Here is a 17,345-nt window from a genome sequence, read left to right as displayed (position 1 = left end):
AGGGAAATGTCCCTTAAACAAAAGTTACAAGAAGATTTGAAATCTTCAATGAAGAACAAAGATACAGTTAGAAAGTCTGTAGTAACTTTGATAAGAGCATCTATAAAGCAATACGAGGTTGACAATAGAGTTGAACTTGAAGAAGATGGTATTATTGATATAATATCTAAGCAAATGAAACAACGTAGAGATGCGTTAAGTGAATTTGCTAAAGCTAATAGAGAAGACTTAGTGAGTGAAACAGAAGCTGAAATCGAAGTTTTAAAAGAGTACCTACCTCAACAGTTAAGCGAAGAAGAACTAAACGAAATTGTAAAATCTACTATATCAGAAATAGGAGCAACTTCTATGAAAGATATGGGAAAAATTATGTCAGCTATAAAGCCTAAAGTAAAAGGCAGAGCTGATGGAAAACTTATAAATGAGTTAGTAAAAAATAACTTACAATAGATTAAAAACCTAGAGAGAAATCTCTAGGTTTTTTGCGTTCAAAAACTTGTCATAATAAAATAATCTTGTACATATTTATTAATTAAAGAATACAAAAGGAGAAAGAGGGGGAAAAACTTGATTATATCGTTAAAAGAAATTAAAAAATTCTTTATAAGTATACTGATACCATTAGTTGTAGGATATGCTAGTAGCTTTATAGCTTCACTACTTGCAGGGGGAAGCATGTCTGAATACTATTCACAATTGATAAAGCCTTCATTTGCACCGCCAAGCTTTATATTCCCTATAGTTTGGACAATACTTTATGTATTAATGGGAATATCAGCATACATAATTATGAAAAAAGGGTATGAATCTCCAAAAGTCAAAGATGCTATGTTCTACTATTGGTTACAGTTGGGTATAAATTTCATATGGAGTATTTTGTTTTTTGGTTTGGATTTAAGATTCACAGCTTTAGTTACATTAGCAATATTATTAATAGTAGTAATAATAATGGTTATAAAATTTGCTAAATTAGATAAAAAAGCAGCTTATTTGAACATACCATACATAATATGGCTTTTATATGCGTTGGCACTAAACTATTTCATATGGATGATAAATAGATAATATTATTAAATTTAAATATTCAATATAAAAATACTGAGGCCTATTTCTCAGTATTTTTACATTGAATAAAATTATTGTTTTAAAATAAAGAAATTTCTTCAATAAATAAAGTTGTGGGATTGATAGTTATATAAAATGCTTTATTAAAATTTGTTTTTCCTGAGTTTTCTTTATAATTATATTTAAATTTATAGCCTTCAATTGAATTATCATAAGTGTAAGTGTTTAAATAGTTTTTATCATATAATAGATTTTCAAATTCATCAATAAACTTTTCTTGTAAATAACTATCGATAAATGTTTTTGATTCTTCTTTACTTAAAGGCGGACTAATTTTTATATCATCTGTATGGCTTTGGTATAAATAAAATATTTCTCCACTTTTATATAAAACTCTTATTTTAAAAATTTTATCATTCGTTTTGAAAAAATATTGATAAAATTTATTTTCAAAATTATTTTCAAAAAAAACTTCATAATACTCATCTATAATTTTATTATCAACTAAAGAATAATTGAAAAAAAAGTCAATTGCGTTTATAGAAATTTTACGTATATACTCTATCGACGCTTCTGTAGAAAGACTTTTTGAAATATTGCTGTCAGGTAAGTTGAAAAAACGAGTTTTATTGTAATTTGTTTTTTTATCTGGAACTATAGCATAAAAGTATTGAATGGAAGATACAAAGTTAAAATAACTATAAATTAATGCTTGTAAAAGTTTTAAATAATAAACATCAAATTTGTATTTTTTTAGATTCTCTAAATCAGACAAAATATTTAAATTAAGCTGAAGTAAATAATTAAAATTGTTTTCGTATTTTTTATCAATTTCAATAGAATCAACATCTTCAAGCAATAAATCTTCTTTAAATGTATAGTTATAAAGATAGCAAATGAACTTAATATTTCTTAAGTTTTCAGTTTTGATAGAAGATAAAAAACTTAAATCTTGATAGGGATTAGAACTAATTAATGCATTAATTAGTAAATCTAAACATATACATTTTTGAACTAAATTTATAAAGGTATTTTTCATATAATCTCCTTTCTTAAAAAATATAGTTGTATGTAGATATTTTATTCTAAATATGATTATAAGTTTACACACATATATAAATAAAAGAGTATTATAAAATATATTAATTATTTAAAAACGAACAATATAAAAATGTAATTTAAGTACATTATTAACATAAAATATATTAAGGGGGTATACGTATGATGGATATATCAACTGACCTGTTAGTAAATCAACCTACAGTAACTATTATAGGAAATACATTCATAAGTATAGAAAATTATTTAAATATAATAACTTATGAAACTGATTTAATAAAAATTAAAACAAAGGTGAAATCAATTAAAATATCTGGGGACAAACTTTCACTAAAATATATTACTGATGGGGAGATAGGTATAAAAGGAATTATATACACTGTAGAATACGTAGATTAGGAGGAAATACGAGTGATAAGTTATATAAGGGGATACTATATAATAACGGTAGAAGGCATAGGAATTGAAAGATTTTTAAATCATCTTATAAAAAACAACATAAGAGTTTATAATGTTAAAAGAGTAAGCAATAGTAAGATAGAACTTAATATAGAAAAAAGGGATATGAGGGACTTTAAACGAGCCTATAGAGGCAGTAATTTTGATGTTAAAGTTAAGCAAAAAACTGGTATACCTTTTATTTTAAAGCGAATATACAAATTAAAAGGTATGTGGATTTGTGCATTAGTATCTTTGACATTATTAATGTTAACATCTCAATTTATTACAGATATATATATTCAAGTACCAGAAGGTATAAAAAAAGAAGCAATTAGAAAAGAGTTATATAATGCAGGCCTTAAGCCAGGAGTATATAAGAAAAACATAGATAGAAAAGAAATTAGAGATCATATAATGTTGAAATTTGATGAAGCTGCATATGTATCTATAAATGTAAAGGGTACTAATATATTTGCAACAGTAACTAAAAAAGCAGAAACATTAAAGTCAACAGAACAATCAAATTATTGTAATATAATTGCAGAAAAAAATGGTATAATAGAAAGAGTAATGCCAAGAAGTGGAAATCAAATTGTAAATGTTGGAAAAATCGTTCAAAAAGGTGAAGTACTAGTAAGTGGAGCAAATACAAAATCAGTACCAGAGGTATGGGCAAGTACTTTTTATGAAGTATCTAAAAGTGCAAATTACGAAGATATTATAAAAAGAAAAACTGGAGAGAAAAAAAGAGTATATACAATGAGTTTTTACGGTAATAAGCACACATTAAGAAGAAACATAAAATATAAAGACTATACTATAGACAATAAAGAATATAAGCTATCTCTAGGAAACTATACGTTCCCTTTAAGAATAAATATAAGTACATTTAATGAAGTCAAGGATGTGAAAATAAAAAAAGATAAAGAAAAACTTAAACGTGAATTATCAGAAAAATCATTAAAAAAGTTAGAATACATAATGCCGGTATCAGCTAGAGTTGTTAATGTGGAACATGATTATAAAGTTAATAAAAATATGTTAGAATATATAGTAACAGTGCAAACATCTGAAAATATAGCTCAGGTAGACCATCTTAGTAAAGCTGAAGCACAGCAGCTGATAAATGAGCAAAACACTCCTAAAGAAGGAGAAGAGGCAATTCCGCAAAATCCTAGCAAAAGACCGATAAATGATATCAGGAACGAATTTGAAAATAATAAAAATGATACTGATAAAAAAAAATAAAAAGACAATAATATATATAAATACAAAGGAAGAAGTGAATAATATGGAACTTATAATAGATAATAGACAAGATAAAATGGATGTAACTGAAGACTTAATAGAGAAGATAAAAGATATAATATTAGAATGTTTAGATTCTGAAGGATACGACGATGATTATGAAGTGAGTTTATCTTTTGTAGACAATAAAGAAATACATGAACTAAATAGAGAATATAGAGGTGTAGATAGAGCTACAGATGTATTATCATTCCCTATGTTAAGTGATGAGTTTGACATTGAATTAGAAGAAGAAACGTTAGGAGACATAGTGATATCTTTAGAAAGAGCATTTGAACAAAGTATAGAATATAACCATAGCTTTGAAAGAGAAGTATGCTTTTTAGTTTGTCATAGTACATTCCATCTCTTAGGATATGATCATGATACTGACGAAAATACAAAAGAAATGAGACAAAAAGAAGAATACATATTAAATAAGTTAAACATAACAAGGGAGTAAGCTTTATGAAGGAAAAGAAAAAACGTCAGGGCATAATCCAAGCATTTAATGCTGCTATAGAAGGTATATTATATACTTTTAAATCAGAGCGGAATATGAAGATACATTATTTTGTAGCTGCAATAGTGCTTGTAGCAAGTTTGTTTTTCGGCTTAACTAAACTTGAGATGATAGTACTTATATTTGCTATAAGTTTAGTTGTAATATCAGAGATGTTTAATACTGCTATAGAAAAAACTATAGATATGGTAACTGAAACTTATCATCCTCTTGCAAAAATAGCTAAAGATGTTGCAGCGGGAGGCGTTTTAATTGCAACTTTAAATTCAGTTGTAGTTGGGTATATAATTTTTTATGATAAATTAACAGATGTATCTGATTCACTAATATATACGATTAGACAGTCAAAGCTTCATGTAACGTTAATTTGTATAGTTTTGGTCCTTATAGCGGTTGTTGTAGTAAAAGCACTAACTTCAACAGGAACTCCTCTAAAAGGAGGCATGCCTAGTGGTCATGCAGCGTTGTCATTTGCAATGGCTACAGCTATAACGCTTATTACAGCTGGACTTGTACCATCAACATTAGCCTATCTTATGGCTTTATTGGTTGCACAAAGTAGGATTGAAGGGAAAATACATACATTTTGGGAAACAGTAGCAGGTGCTTTATTAGGGGTGTTAATAGGATTATTAATTTATCAAATTGGAAATTTTTATTGATGATAAAATAATACAAAGGGATGTGGGTTTTATTAGCAGACCTTATAAAAAAAGAAGTCTGCAAGACTTCTTTTTTATGTTATAATATAACGTACTAAACAAATTTTTAAATAATAAAAGATATTGAAATAAGAACATTTATCATATATTATTTATAATACTAAGAAATTAAAAATTATCAACTTTTAGGCAAATATTCTTGAAGATAGTATTAAAACAAAAATATTATTATCTCTTAAAATAATATTTTGTTCTAATATAAATTTATAGAAATAAAGTAATTAATAAGGCACAATAAAATAAAACCTAGGAGGCACATATTATGAACAATAAAGAATTATTGAAAATAGCAGAAGATGCAAGAAAATATTCTCACTCTCCATACTCAAATTTTAAAGTAGGGGCAGCTCTTTTAAGTAAAGATAATAAAGTCTATACAGGATGTAATATTGAGTGTGCATCTTTAGGAGGAACTAATTGTGCTGAAAGAACAGCTATATTTAAAGCTATATCAGACGGTACAAGTGATATAGAAGCAATAGCAATAGCAAGTGATAATTCAGAAAAAAATGAGCCTACATATCCATGTGGAATATGCAGACAAGTAATAATAGAATTTGGAACTGATATAAGAATAATAACAGGATATTCAGAAGGTGAAATACAGGAATGTAGAATAAAAGATTTAATACCTAACTATTTTACTGGAAGTGACTTTAGAGAAACAAAATAAAACAAAAGAGATCGATAGGAGAAATGACAATATGTTTAAATCAGGATTCGTTAGTATAGTAGGAAGACCAAATGTAGGTAAATCTACTCTTATGAATAATGTAGTTGGAGAAAAAATAGCAATAATGAGTGATAAGCCTCAAACTACAAGAAACACAATACAAGCAGTATATACAGATGAAGAAGGTCAAATAGTATTTTTAGATACACCAGGGATACATAAACCTAAAAATAAATTAGGTGAATTTATGGTGAAATCAGCTACAGATGCATTCAAAAATGTAGATGTAGTTCTATTTGTAGTAGATGACTCTAAAAAAATAGGGCCTGGAGATAGAATGATAATAGAAGATTTAAGAAAAATCAAAACTCCAGTAGTTTTAGTTATGAATAAAATGGACCAAATAGAAGAACAAGATTTATTTGATATGATGAAAATGTACCATGCTGAAGGTTTATTTAAGCAAATAGTACCAATATCAGCATTAAAAGGAAGAAATGTTAAAGAATTATTAAAAGTAATACAAAATCATTTACAAGAAGGGCCTAAGTACTTCCCAGACTATATGATAACTGATCAACCAGAAAGAGTGTTAGCATCAGAATTAATAAGAGAAAAAGTACTTCACTATATTCATGATGAGATACCTCATGGAGTAGCTGTTGAGATAGAAAAGATGAAATCTAGAAAAGATAAAGCAATAGTTGACGTATCTGCTGTTATATACTGTGAAAGAGATTCACATAAAGGTATAATAATAGGTAAAAATGGTAGAAAACTAAAAGGAATAGGAAAATCAGCAAGAGAAGATATGGAATTACTTTTAGGTTCTCAAATAAATCTTCAATTATGGGTTAAAGTTAAGGAGAACTGGAGAAATCTTCAAAGTTCTGTAAGTAACTTTGGATATACTGAAAAATAAGGATGGATTATATGGATAGGAAACAAGACGCTTCCCAGGATTTATTAAGTGAAGTCAAGATATTAATTGAAAATAGTAAAATATTAGAACTAAGAGAGTTACTTGAAGAATATCATATAATAGATATTTTTGATATAATGGAACATTTAAATGAAAGTATGAAGATTAAATTATTTGAAGTACTTCCTCTAGATATGGCAGCGTCTATACTAGAAGAAAGTGATGCTGAATTTTTTAGTAAAATATTATCAAAAATAGACATAGACCATAGAAAAAATATATTAGAGTTAATGTCTCTTGATGATATGGCAGATATATTAAGCCAGCTAGAAGAAGATGAACGAGACAAAGTAATGGAACTTTTAAGTCAAGAGGATGCACAAGACGTAAAAGAATTATTAATTTATGAAGAAGAGTCTACTGGTGGAATAATGACCACTGGATATATAGAAATAAATAAAGATATGACAGCTAAAGAAGCGATTAAGCATATGAGAGAAAATGCTCAAGATGCAGAAACTATATATTATATATATGTAGTTGATAATGAAGAACGCTTAGTTGGAGTATTGTCTTTAAGAGAGCTTATAACATCTAGGGATGCTAATATAGTAGAAGATTTGATGAGTGAAAATATAATATCTGTATATGTAGACGAAGATAGAGAAGAAGCTGTAAGATTAGTTTCTAAATATAATTTAATAGCAATACCAGTAATAGATAGAGGGCAGAAACTAAAAGGAATAATAACTGTAGACGATATAATTGATGTTATGGAAGAAGAAGCTACTGAAGATATGTACAAATTTGCAGGTACTTCAGAACAAGAAAGAGACTTTGTAGAAAAAGTAAACCCAACATCAAGAGAACAAATTGTATCGTCGGTTAAAGCTAGAATTCCTTGGCTTTTAATAACCTTAATTGGTGGGTTACTATCGACATTAATACTTTCTAATTTAGACTTTATAATGAACCCTACGTATAGAGTATTAGTATTTTTCATACCTGTTGTAATGGGTATGGGTGGAAATATAGGTACACAATCATCAGCATTAACAGTTATGGCATTATCTAATAAAGATTTAGAGTTTAGTAATGTAATAAGAGAGGGTATGGTAGGCTTTATTACAGGAATAGTTTGCAGTTTAATAATCGCAGTATTAACATTTATTTTTATAAAAGATATTAACATTGTGCTAGTAGTATCGATATCTTTATTTATAAATATGATTGTAGGTGCTATGATAGGTGCATTTATGCCAGTTTTATTTAAAAAATTAGATGTAGATCCATCTATAATTTCTGCGCCTGTTATAGCTACAGCGCTTGATATAACTGGGATAGCTATTTATCTTGTAATAACAAGTATATTATTGTCAAAAATTGTTTAATAACTTAATGTATTATTTACCCTCTTCTTAGTAAAAATATAACTAGAACCGTAAGAAGGGGGTTTTTAAAAAATGAACAATTTATGTTGGGAAGTTTTTAAAAAGACGGGTAGTATAGAAGCCTATCTGTATATACAACATGGTAAAAATATAAGTGCAGAAAACCAAGATGTAAGGGAGATAGATACCGACTATGATAATCTTGAACACCCAGGGGATAGTACTTAGAGCAGTAAGGTACGAAGAAAATGATGTGATATTAACTTTGTTTACAAGAAAGCTTGGAAAAGTAGCTGCACTAGCAAAGGGAGCAAAAAGAAATAAAAGCCCTTTGCTTTCATCTTCACAGCTTTTTTCCTACTCAAATTACACCTTAAAAAAGCAAGGCAGTATGTATAAAGTAAATCAAAGTGACATAATAAAAAGCTTTTATGATATATCTTACGATATAGAATCTTTTTCATATGCAACGTATATTATAAAATTAGTAGACGGTTCTACCTTTGAAAATCAAACTAATAATAGACTATTTATATTATTGGCTCAGACATTATATTTGTATACACAAAAAGACGTAGACAAAGAATTTGTGACTCGTGCTTTTGAACTTAAATTTTTAGACTACATAGGATTTAAACCCACTATCAACAGATGTTGCAATTGTGGAAGTGGAAATTTAAAAAATTCTAAGTTTAATGTATATGAGGGTGGCGTAGTATGTGATTTGTGTAGTGAAAAAACAGAAAATAATTTAAGCTTTGATATAACAACTTTGAAGCTTATGGAATATATATTAAGTAATGATATATTGCAGTGTAGCAAAGCGAAGGTATCAAAGTATATAACTTATGAACTAGATAAAATTCTAAAAAAATATTTACATGTTCATGTTGACAATGTTAATTTAAAATCATTAAACTTATTACAAGATATACAAAAAAATAAGGGAGTTGATAAGGGTGAATAACAATATAACTATTGAAAAGTTAGATGCTGTAATAGAAAGAGTTAATAGTGCAACTTATGCAGAAGCAAAAAAAGCTCTTTTAGATTGTGATGGAGACGTTATAGAAGCTGTTATATTATTAGAATCTGTAAAAGGTTTTGGTAGTAAAACAAAGCAAGCTAAGAAAACAATGGAAGGTGTTCTTTCTAAAGATAATGAAGATATTAAAGAATTAAAACTTCAAGTGAAAGAACTTCTTAAAAAAAGCAGTGTAATAAGAGTTATAGTTGAAAAAAATGAAAAAACAGTAATGAATATACCTTTAACAGTAGGAGTAGTAGGGTTAGCTTTAGGGCCATTAGTTACGTTGGTAGGACTATCAGCAGCAGTTATAGGTAAGTATCAAATAAAGATACAAAATGAAGATGATGGATCTATTGTTGATTTAGGAGAACTAAACGAAGAAAAGCTAAGCATGTTAAAGCAAATGTTAACTAGCACAGCAAAAGAAGTAAAAGACGTTGTAGTAGATCATAAAAAAGACAATGCAGATACTAAAGATATAACTGACGAACTTATTGAAGAAGATGAAAAAATAGACTTAGATAAAAAATAGTAAGAAAATCATAGTATTCAGTATTGAGATTGACAAAAATTGTAGAATTTGATATTCTAAAAACTAGAAATGAACTATTAAAAGGCCTTTCGTATAAACGAAAGGCTTTGTTAGATTAAAGGAAACTATAGTTTCAAACAATAAACGATGACGAAGTCGTAAACTTATAGGAGGTATTCGTATGAATTTTCAGAATATGATACTTACATTGCAAAACTACTGGGCTAAACAAGGATGTATTATGATGCAACCTTATGATGTAGAAAAAGGTGCGGGGACAATGAATCCTAATACATTTTTAAGATCTTTAGGGCCAGAGCCTTGGAAGGTTTGTTATGTAGAACCATCTAGAAGACCAGCAGATGGTAGATATGGTGAAAACCCAAATAGATTATACCAACATCATCAATTCCAAGTTATATTAAAGCCATCACCAGATAATATACAAGAACTATATCTAGAGAGTTTAAAACAAATAGGTATAGATCCAAATGAACATGACATAAGATTTGTTGAAGATAACTGGGAAGCAACAGCAGTTGGTGCTTGGGGACTTGGATGGGAAGTTTGGTTAGATGGTATGGAAATAACTCAATTTACATACTTCCAACAAGTTGGAGGAATAGAGTGTGAACTTGAAACAGGAGAAATTACATACGGATTAGAAAGACTAGCTATGTATATTCAAGAAGTAGATAGTGTTTACGATTTAAAATGGAATGATGAAATAACTTATGGAGATGTATTCCAAAAGGCTGAATACGAAAATTCAGTATATGCTTTTGAAGAGTGTGATGCAGATATGTTATTTAACTTATTTGATGTATACGAAAAAGAAGCATTAAAGCTTATGGAAAAGGGACTAGTAGTTCCATCTTATGATTATGTACTAAAGTGTTCTCATGCATTTAATACACTAGATGCAAGAGGTGCTATAGGTGTTAGTCAAAGAGCATCATTTATAAGTAGAGTTAGGAACATGGCTAGAAATGTTGCATTAGCATTTGTAAAACAAAGGGAAGAAATGGGATTCCCACTTTTAAAGGAAGGTGACAAATAATGAGTAATTACCTTTTATTTGAGATTGGTGTTGAAGAACTACCAGCAAGGTTCGTATCATCTACACTAGACCAAATCAAAAATAATTTAACTAAGCTATTTAATGAAAAAAGAATAAGTTTTGATAACATACAAATACTTGGAACTCCAAGAAGATTAACTTTTGTAGTAGATGGTATAAGTGAAAAGCAAAGTGACTTAGAAGAAGAAGTAAAAGGTCCTGCTAAAAAAATAGCACTTGATGCTGATGGAAACTTTACTAAGCCAGCGCTAGGATTTATGAAAAGTAAAGGTCTTAAAGAAGAAGATGTAGTATTTAAAGTTGTTGGAAAAGATGAATATATATTTGGAACAATAAGACAAGCTGGAAAAGAAACTAGTGACGTTTTAAAAGAAGTATTACCACAAGCTGTAAAAATGGTTGTATTCCCAAAGGCTATGCGTTGGGGTGGAAAGAACATGAGATTTGCTAGACCAATAAGATGGATGGTAACATTATTAAATGACAATATAGTAGAAATAGATTTAGAAGGTATAAAATCTTCTAATATAACTAAAGGTCATAGATTCTTAGGTGAAAGCGAATTTGAAGTTAATTCATTACAAGATTATTTTGCAAAATTAGAAGAAAACTATGTAATATTAGACCAAGAAAAAAGAAAAGAACTTATAAAAAATCAATGTATAGAAGTTGCAAAATCATTAGGTGGAGAAATAGAATTTGATGAAGATTTACTAGAAGAAGTAACTCATTTAGTAGAATATCCAACAGCATTCTATGGAGAATTTGATGAATCTTATGCAAAACTTCCAAAAGAAGTTGTAACAACTCCTATGCAACAACATCAAAGATATTTCCCAGTATTAAAGGATGGAAAATTATTACCAAACTTTATAGCTGTTAGGAATGGAAATGATTATAGAATAGACAATGTAAAAAAAGGTAATGAAAAAGTATTAGAAGCAAGACTTGCAGATGCATTATTCTTCTATAAAGAAGATACTAAAAGAGATTTAGAAAGTTACACAGAAAAATTAAAAAGTGTTGTATTCCAAGCTAAATTGGGAACAATTTATGATAAAAGCATAAGAATAGAAGAACTAAGTGACAAAATATTAAAATTATTAGGACTTGATTGTGAAAGTGAAGATACAAAAAGAGCTGCTAAGTTATGTAAAGCTGACTTAGTTACAGGAATGGTATTTGAATTTACTGAACTTCAAGGAATAATGGGTAGAGAATATGCAAAAATTGGTGGAGAAAATGAAGTAGTAAGTGAAGCTATATTTGAACATTACTTACCACGATTTGCAGGAGACATACTTCCTAAGACTAATGCAGGTGTAGCTTTATCTATAGCAGATAAGCTAGACTCTATAGCAGGGTTCTTTGCTATAGGAATACAACCAACAGGTTCTCAAGACCCTTATGCTCTAAGACGTCAAGCTTTAGGTATAATAAACATACTTATGGATAGCAAGCTAGATGTAGAATTAAAAGAATTAGCTTTATTAGCATTAGAAAATTATACTAATATAGAATTTAATAAAGAAGAAGTTTTGTCTCATATGATGGAATTCTTCAAAGAGAGAATAAAGAATTTATTTAGAGAGTTAGGAATAAGATATGATGTAATAGATGCTGTGTTAAGTTCAAAAATAGATGATATATCAGATATGTATGCAAGAGCAATAGAACTTAATAATTGGTTACAAAAAGATGAGTTAGTAGAGATGCTAACAGCATTCAATAGAGTTTCTACATTAGCTCAAAAGTCAATATCTAGCACTGTAGATAAAGATTTATTAAAAGAAGAAGCAGAAATAAAGCTATATAATGAATTTAATGATACAAAAGATAAAGTAAAAGAATTATTAAATCAAAAGAAATATAGTGAATCGCTAGATTGCTTTGCATCACTTAGACCTTCTATAGACGCTATGTTTGATAGTGTTATGGTAATGGACAAGGATGAAGCTATAAAGAACAATAGATTAGGATTACTTAAGCAAATATACGATACAATGTTAAGTATATGTGACTTATCTAAGATAGTTTATAAGTAGTATGTATGGGGCTAAAAGGGTGTTAACCTTTAGCCCCATTATTCTTTTTTGAATTTTATGTGAAAATTAATTTAAAAATAGTTATGTAAGGCAATATTATATTATAATAGAGTTTAGTATAAACAATTTAGCTACATTATTTAATATATAACCCCCATTAATGTATATTAAATATATATATAGTATACAATTGAAATAAAAAGTGTAGCACATATATAACAAAAGTGTTTACAAACACATATATATGTATGTATAATATACTATATAAGATAAAAGTTTAAAAAGTATGGCATAAATGAAGGAAGGTGAGTATTATTCAACTTAATCAAAGACAATTAAAAATAATTGAAATAGTAAAAGCTAATGAACCTATAACAAGTGAAAATATTGCTTTTAATTTAAATGTAACTCGTGCTACATTAAGATCTGATTTAGCCATATTAACGATGACAGGCATATTAGATGCAAGACCTAAAGTTGGATATTTTTACTCTGGAGTTAGTGAAATTAACTTAATTAGCAATAAAATAAAAGATAAAAAAGTCAAGGATATAATGAGCATGCCTATACTCGTAAAAAAAGATCTGAGTATATATGAAGTTATAGTTACTATGTTTTTATCTGATGTAGGAAGTATATTTATTATAGACGATAAAGAAAATTTATGTGGAATTGTTTCTAGAAAAGACTTATTAAAAGCTACTGTAGGCGGAAGTGATATAAACAAAATGCCTATAGGAATGATAATGACTAGAATGCCAAATATAGTAACTATTAACAAAGATGATGATATTATATTGGCAGCTAAGAAAATAATAGACCATGAAGTTGATTCTATACCTGTAATTGAATACGATGAACATGATAAAAATCAAATAAAAGTTATGGGTAGGATGTCTAAAACTAATATAACTAAGTTATTTTTAGAGTTAGCTGGCAATTAAGGAGGAATATATGGAAAATTTAATTATATATGTAATATCAGATTCAGTAGGTGAAACAGCTCAACAAGTCACAAAAGCGGCTATATCTCAATTTAGCATGAGTGATAATTATGAAATAAGAAGATTTCCGTATGTTGTAGAATCAAAATTTTTACTAGACATACTACACAGTGGAAAAAGCGAAGGTGCAATAATAGTTTACACTTTAGTTGATAAAATATTATTGAATACAACTAAAAAATTCTGTGAAGAGGAAGGGCTAAGTCACATAGATTTAATGACACCACTTTTAAGAGAAATCGCAAAGAAGACAAATATAAAGCCGAGAAGAGAGCCTGGAATAATAAGAAAGTTAGATGAAAGTTACTTTAAAAGAGTTGAAGCAATAGAATTTGCTGTAAAATACGATGATGGAAAAGATCCAAGAGGTATATTAAAATCGGATATAGTTTTATTAGGGATATCAAGAACTTCTAAAACTCCTTTAAGTATGTACTTAGCAAATAAAAATATTAAAGTAGCTAATGTACCATTAGTACCAGAAATACCTATACCTAAAGAGGTATTTGAAATAAATCCTAAAAAAATTATGGGTCTTACCAATACTCCAGAGAAGCTTAATAAAATAAGACAAGAAAGACTTAAAGCACTGGGGTTATCGAGCAATGCAAGTTACGCTAATTTAGAAAGAATACTTCAAGAATTAGATTACTCAGAAACTATCATGAAAAAGGTTGGATGTCCAGTAATAGACGTATCTAGCAAGGCAATAGAAGAAACTGCAGGTATAATTCTTGACATTATGAAAGAAAATGGGTTAAAAGTATACAAAGATGGCGATAAATAAAATTCGCTAAAATAAATTAATGGGGGTTTTAAATGATGGAAGCTAAATATGTTTATGGTTTTAATGAAGGTAATAAAGATATGAAATCTTTACTTGGAGGTAAGGGTGCCAATTTAGCAGAAATGACAAAAATAGGATTACCTGTCCCTCCTGGATTTACAATTAGTACAAGTGCATGTAATGACTATTATGATAATAGTGAATTAATAAGAGATGAAATAATAAAAGAAATAGAAAATTACTTAAAAAGCTTAGAAGAAAATTTAAATAAAAAATTAGGATGTAGTAAAAACCCACTTTTACTATCAGTTCGTTCAGGTGCAGTATTTTCAATGCCAGGTATGATGGATACTATACTTAACTTAGGACTTAATGATAGCAGTGTGCTAGCTTTAGCAAATGCTACTCAAAATGAGAGGTTTGCATATGATAGTTATAGAAGATTTATACAAATGTTTTCTGATGTAGCTATGGGAATACCTAAATATAAATTTGAAAATGTATTAGATGATGCAAAAGAGAGCAAAGGATACAAAATTGATACAGATTTAAACAGTGAAGATTTAAAAGAAATAGTAACAAAGTATAAAGCTATATATAAAAAAGAAATAAAACAAGATTTCCCACAAGAACCAAAAGACCAATTAATGCTTGCGATAGAAGCAGTATTTAAGTCATGGAATAACCCTCGTGCAGCTGTATACCGTAAATTAAATGATATACCTCACAATTTAGGAACAGCAGTAAATATTCAGTCAATGGTATTTGGAAATATGGGAGAAAGTAGTGGTACAGGAGTAGCATTTACTAGAAATCCATCTACAGGTGAAAACAAACTATTTGGTGAATTTTTAATTAATGCTCAAGGAGAAGATGTAGTTGCAGGAATAAGAACTCCACAAGATATATCTTCACTTAAAAATGTTATGCCAAAAGCATACGATGAATTTGTGAAAATTACTTCTATTCTTGAAAATCATTACAAAGATATGCAAGATATAGAGTTTACTATAGAAAGAGAACAATTATATATATTACAAACTAGAAATGGAAAAAGAACAACTACAGCTGCTATAAATATAGCGGTAGATTTAGTAAATGATAATATAATAGATGAAAAAGAAGCTATAATGAGAATTGAGCCTAAACAATTAGACCAATTATTACATCCAAGCTTTGAAAGTAAGGCATTAAAAAATGCTACAGTTATAGCTAAGGGATTACCAGCTTCGCCAGGTGCTGGAAGTGGTAAAGTATACTTTAATGCACAAGATGTTGTAGAAGCTAAAGGTAGAGGAGAAGAAGCAATACTTGTAAGACTTGAAACATCTCCAGAGGACATAGAAGGTATGGTTTGTGCACAAGGAATACTTACAGCTAGAGGTGGTATGACATCTCATGCAGCTGTTGTAGCTCGTGGTATGGGGAAATGCTGTGTTGCAGGATGCTCACAAATAAAAGTAGATGAATACAATAAAGAAATTAGAAGTGATGACTTTGTTATAAAAGAAGGCGAGTATATATCATTAGACGGTTCTAGTGGATGTGTTTATATAGGTAGTGTCAAAAAGACTGATGTAGCACTTACTGGTAGCTTTGAAAAACTAATGAACTGGGTAGATAAGTACAAAGATATAATAGTAAGATCTAATGCTGATAACCCAAGAGATGCAGCTATGGCAATAAAATTTGGAGCACAAGGAATAGGATTATGTAGAACTGAGCATATGTTCTTTGACGAAGATAGAATACCAGCAGTAAGAGAGATGATATTATCTAACACTTTAGAACAAAGATTAGTAGCATTAGAAAAGCTATTACCAATGCAAAGAGAAGACTTTGTAGCGATGTTTAAAGTTATGGATGGAAAACCGGTAAATATAAGATTATTAGATCCACCTCTACATGAATTCTTACCTCATGATGATGAATCTATAAATCATCTTGCAAAAGTTATGGGATTACAAGTAAGTGAAATAAAAAGAAGAATAATTGATTTAGACGAATTTAATCCTATGTTAGGACATAGAGGATGTAGACTTGCAATAACTTTCCCTGAAATATATGAAATGCAAGCTAAGGCTATAATACAAGGTGCTATAGAAGCGAGCAAAGAGGGAATTAAAGTTACTCCTGAAATAATGATACCATTAGTTGGAGAAGTAAAAGAATTAAAAGTTATAAAAGATATGATAAAAGAAACAGTAGATAATATAATAGCTGCTGAGGGTGTTAATATACCTTATACAATAGGAACTATGATAGAAATACCTAGAGCATGTCTAAGCGCTGATGAGATAGCACAAGAAGCTGATTTCTTTAGCTTTGGTACTAATGACTTAACTCAGATGACTTTTGGTTATTCAAGAGATGATGCAGGGAAGTTCTTAGGAGAGTATGTGAATAAAGAGTTACTAGAAAAAGATCCATTTGAAGTACTAGACCAAAAGGGTGTAGGTAAATTAGTGAAAATGGGTGTTCAATTAGGAAGATCTAGTAAGCCTAATATAAAATTAGGAATATGTGGAGAGCATGGTGGAGAACCATCTTCAATAGAATTTTTCTACAATTTAGGACTTAATTATGTTTCATGTTCACCATTTAGAGTTCCAATAGCAAGACTTGCAGCAGCACAAGCGTTTATAAAAAATCCTAGATAATATAAAGTTAGTATAAAATAGAAACCTCCTTAAGTAGCTAAAAAGTTATTAAGGGGGTTTTTATGATTTTTACAATCACATCTATAGAAGCTTTATCATAACATATATTGATATTTTAAAACT

18 protein-coding genes are annotated in these 17,345 nt (G+C 28.8%); 17 read left to right on the top strand and 1 reads right to left on the bottom strand.

The window, feature by feature from the left end; translation table 11 throughout:
- The first annotated feature begins 6 nt into the window (after positions 1-6).
- Both QOZ84_RS04385 and QOZ84_RS04380 read left to right on the top strand, forming a co-directional pair.
- The gene (locus tag QOZ84_RS04385) at positions 7-450 is read left to right on the top strand and encodes a GatB/YqeY domain-containing protein (protein WP_026901877.1); all 444 of its coding nucleotides are present in this window, start codon (positions 7-9) and stop codon (positions 448-450) included.
- A 117-nt stretch (positions 451-567) separates the two neighbouring features.
- Positions 568-1,065, top strand: a complete 498-nt coding sequence (locus tag QOZ84_RS04380; protein WP_284131740.1) for a TspO/MBR family protein — start codon at positions 568-570, stop codon at positions 1,063-1,065.
- A gap of 79 nt (positions 1,066-1,144) precedes the next feature.
- Here the strand turns inward: QOZ84_RS04380 and QOZ84_RS04375 are convergent, their stop codons facing one another.
- Positions 1,145-2,104 carry a hypothetical protein gene (locus QOZ84_RS04375; protein WP_284131739.1) on the bottom strand — a complete coding sequence of 320 codons (960 nt, stop codon included), beginning with the start codon at positions 2,102-2,104 and terminating at the stop codon, positions 1,145-1,147.
- A 182-nt stretch (positions 2,105-2,286) separates the two neighbouring features.
- Here QOZ84_RS04375 and QOZ84_RS04370 point away from each other — a divergent pair, with 182 nt between their 5' ends.
- The 15 genes from QOZ84_RS04370 to ppdK all read left to right on the top strand — a co-directional run bounded on the left by QOZ84_RS04370 (position 2,287) and on the right by ppdK (position 17,222).
- Positions 2,287-2,523: a YabP/YqfC family sporulation protein gene (locus QOZ84_RS04370; RefSeq protein ID WP_284131738.1), complete on the top strand. Its 237-nt coding sequence runs from the start codon at positions 2,287-2,289 to the stop codon at positions 2,521-2,523.
- Positions 2,524-2,535: 12 nt separating this feature from the next.
- Positions 2,536-3,813 (top strand): sporulation protein YqfD, encoded by a 1,278-nt coding sequence (locus tag QOZ84_RS04365; RefSeq protein WP_284131737.1) that lies wholly within the window; start codon positions 2,536-2,538, stop codon positions 3,811-3,813.
- Between the two features lie 43 nt (positions 3,814-3,856).
- Positions 3,857-4,315, top strand: coding sequence for an rRNA maturation RNase YbeY (gene ybeY, locus QOZ84_RS04360; RefSeq protein ID WP_284131736.1), 459 nt, complete (start codon positions 3,857-3,859; stop codon positions 4,313-4,315).
- Positions 4,316-4,320: 5 nt separating this feature from the next.
- On the top strand, positions 4,321-5,037 hold the full coding sequence (locus QOZ84_RS04355) for a diacylglycerol kinase (protein ID WP_284131735.1): 717 nt from the start codon (positions 4,321-4,323) through the stop codon (positions 5,035-5,037).
- Between the two features lie 322 nt (positions 5,038-5,359).
- Positions 5,360-5,770 (top strand): cytidine deaminase, encoded by a 411-nt coding sequence (locus QOZ84_RS04350; RefSeq protein WP_284131734.1) that lies wholly within the window; start codon positions 5,360-5,362, stop codon positions 5,768-5,770.
- Between the two features lie 31 nt (positions 5,771-5,801).
- Positions 5,802-6,692, top strand: coding sequence for a GTPase Era (gene era, locus QOZ84_RS04345; RefSeq protein ID WP_284131733.1), 891 nt, complete (start codon positions 5,802-5,804; stop codon positions 6,690-6,692).
- Positions 6,693-6,703: 11 nt separating this feature from the next.
- Positions 6,704-8,083 (top strand): magnesium transporter, encoded by a 1,380-nt coding sequence (gene mgtE / locus QOZ84_RS04340; RefSeq protein ID WP_284131732.1) that lies wholly within the window; start codon positions 6,704-6,706, stop codon positions 8,081-8,083.
- 72 nt (positions 8,084-8,155) lie between these two features.
- On the top strand, positions 8,156-8,311 hold the full coding sequence (locus QOZ84_RS04335) for a YqzL family protein (RefSeq protein WP_284131731.1): 156 nt from the start codon (positions 8,156-8,158) through the stop codon (positions 8,309-8,311).
- On the top strand, positions 8,277-9,050 hold the full coding sequence (gene recO, locus QOZ84_RS04330; RefSeq protein ID WP_284131730.1) for a DNA repair protein RecO: 774 nt from the start codon (positions 8,277-8,279) through the stop codon (positions 9,048-9,050). The genes QOZ84_RS04335 and recO overlap by 35 nt, the downstream gene beginning before the upstream one ends.
- Complete coding sequence (locus QOZ84_RS04325; protein WP_284131729.1) at positions 9,043-9,645, top strand: DUF4342 domain-containing protein; 603 nt, start codon at positions 9,043-9,045, stop codon at positions 9,643-9,645. The genes recO and QOZ84_RS04325 overlap by 8 nt, the downstream gene beginning before the upstream one ends.
- A 181-nt stretch (positions 9,646-9,826) precedes the next feature.
- Positions 9,827-10,705, top strand: coding sequence for a glycine--tRNA ligase subunit alpha (glyQ, locus tag QOZ84_RS04320; protein WP_284131728.1), 879 nt, complete (start codon positions 9,827-9,829; stop codon positions 10,703-10,705).
- Entirely contained in the window at positions 10,705-12,771 is a 2,067-nt protein-coding gene (gene glyS / locus QOZ84_RS04315) for a glycine--tRNA ligase subunit beta (protein WP_284131727.1), read from the top strand. The genes glyQ and glyS overlap by 1 nt, the downstream gene beginning before the upstream one ends.
- Before the next feature lie 305 nt (positions 12,772-13,076).
- The gene (locus QOZ84_RS04310) at positions 13,077-13,715 is read left to right on the top strand and encodes a helix-turn-helix transcriptional regulator (protein WP_284131726.1); all 639 of its coding nucleotides are present in this window, start codon (positions 13,077-13,079) and stop codon (positions 13,713-13,715) included.
- A gap of 10 nt (positions 13,716-13,725) precedes the next feature.
- On the top strand, positions 13,726-14,562 hold the full coding sequence (locus QOZ84_RS04305; RefSeq protein ID WP_284131725.1) for a pyruvate, water dikinase regulatory protein: 837 nt from the start codon (positions 13,726-13,728) through the stop codon (positions 14,560-14,562).
- Positions 14,563-14,597: 35 nt separating this feature from the next.
- Complete coding sequence (gene ppdK, locus QOZ84_RS04300) at positions 14,598-17,222, top strand: pyruvate, phosphate dikinase (RefSeq protein ID WP_284134874.1); 2,625 nt, start codon at positions 14,598-14,600, stop codon at positions 17,220-17,222.
- The last annotated feature ends 123 nt before the right edge of the window (positions 17,223-17,345 follow it).

Origin of the sequence: Romboutsia sedimentorum, assembly GCF_030131845.1 — a bacterium.
In the GTDB taxonomy this organism is placed as follows: Bacteria; Bacillota; Clostridia; order Peptostreptococcales; family Peptostreptococcaceae; genus Romboutsia_D; species Romboutsia_D sedimentorum.
This window is presented reverse-complemented; position numbering and strand designations above follow the sequence as displayed.

Excerpts from the sequence above, each read along its gene's own strand:
- QOZ84_RS04385 (WP_026901877.1), top strand. The coding sequence starts at position 7 with ATGTCCCTTAAACAAAAGTTACAAGAAGATTTGAAATCTTCAATGAAG.
- QOZ84_RS04375 (WP_284131739.1), bottom strand. The coding sequence starts at position 2,104 with ATGAAAAATACCTTTATAAATTTAGTTCAAAAATGTATATGTTTAGAT.
- QOZ84_RS04370 (WP_284131738.1), top strand. The coding sequence starts at position 2,287 with ATGATGGATATATCAACTGACCTGTTAGTAAATCAACCTACAGTAACT.
- ybeY (WP_284131736.1), top strand. The coding sequence starts at position 3,857 with ATGGAACTTATAATAGATAATAGACAAGATAAAATGGATGTAACTGAA.
- QOZ84_RS04355 (WP_284131735.1), top strand. The coding sequence starts at position 4,321 with ATGAAGGAAAAGAAAAAACGTCAGGGCATAATCCAAGCATTTAATGCT.
- QOZ84_RS04350 (WP_284131734.1), top strand. The coding sequence starts at position 5,360 with ATGAACAATAAAGAATTATTGAAAATAGCAGAAGATGCAAGAAAATAT.
- era (WP_284131733.1), top strand. The coding sequence starts at position 5,802 with ATGTTTAAATCAGGATTCGTTAGTATAGTAGGAAGACCAAATGTAGGT.
- mgtE (WP_284131732.1), top strand. The coding sequence starts at position 6,704 with ATGGATAGGAAACAAGACGCTTCCCAGGATTTATTAAGTGAAGTCAAG.
- QOZ84_RS04335 (WP_284131731.1), top strand. The coding sequence starts at position 8,156 with ATGAACAATTTATGTTGGGAAGTTTTTAAAAAGACGGGTAGTATAGAA.
- recO (WP_284131730.1), top strand. The coding sequence starts at position 8,277 with ATGATAATCTTGAACACCCAGGGGATAGTACTTAGAGCAGTAAGGTAC.
- glyQ (WP_284131728.1), top strand. The coding sequence starts at position 9,827 with ATGAATTTTCAGAATATGATACTTACATTGCAAAACTACTGGGCTAAA.
- glyS (WP_284131727.1), top strand. The coding sequence starts at position 10,705 with ATGAGTAATTACCTTTTATTTGAGATTGGTGTTGAAGAACTACCAGCA.
- QOZ84_RS04305 (WP_284131725.1), top strand. The coding sequence starts at position 13,726 with ATGGAAAATTTAATTATATATGTAATATCAGATTCAGTAGGTGAAACA.
- ppdK (WP_284134874.1), top strand. The coding sequence starts at position 14,598 with ATGGAAGCTAAATATGTTTATGGTTTTAATGAAGGTAATAAAGATATG.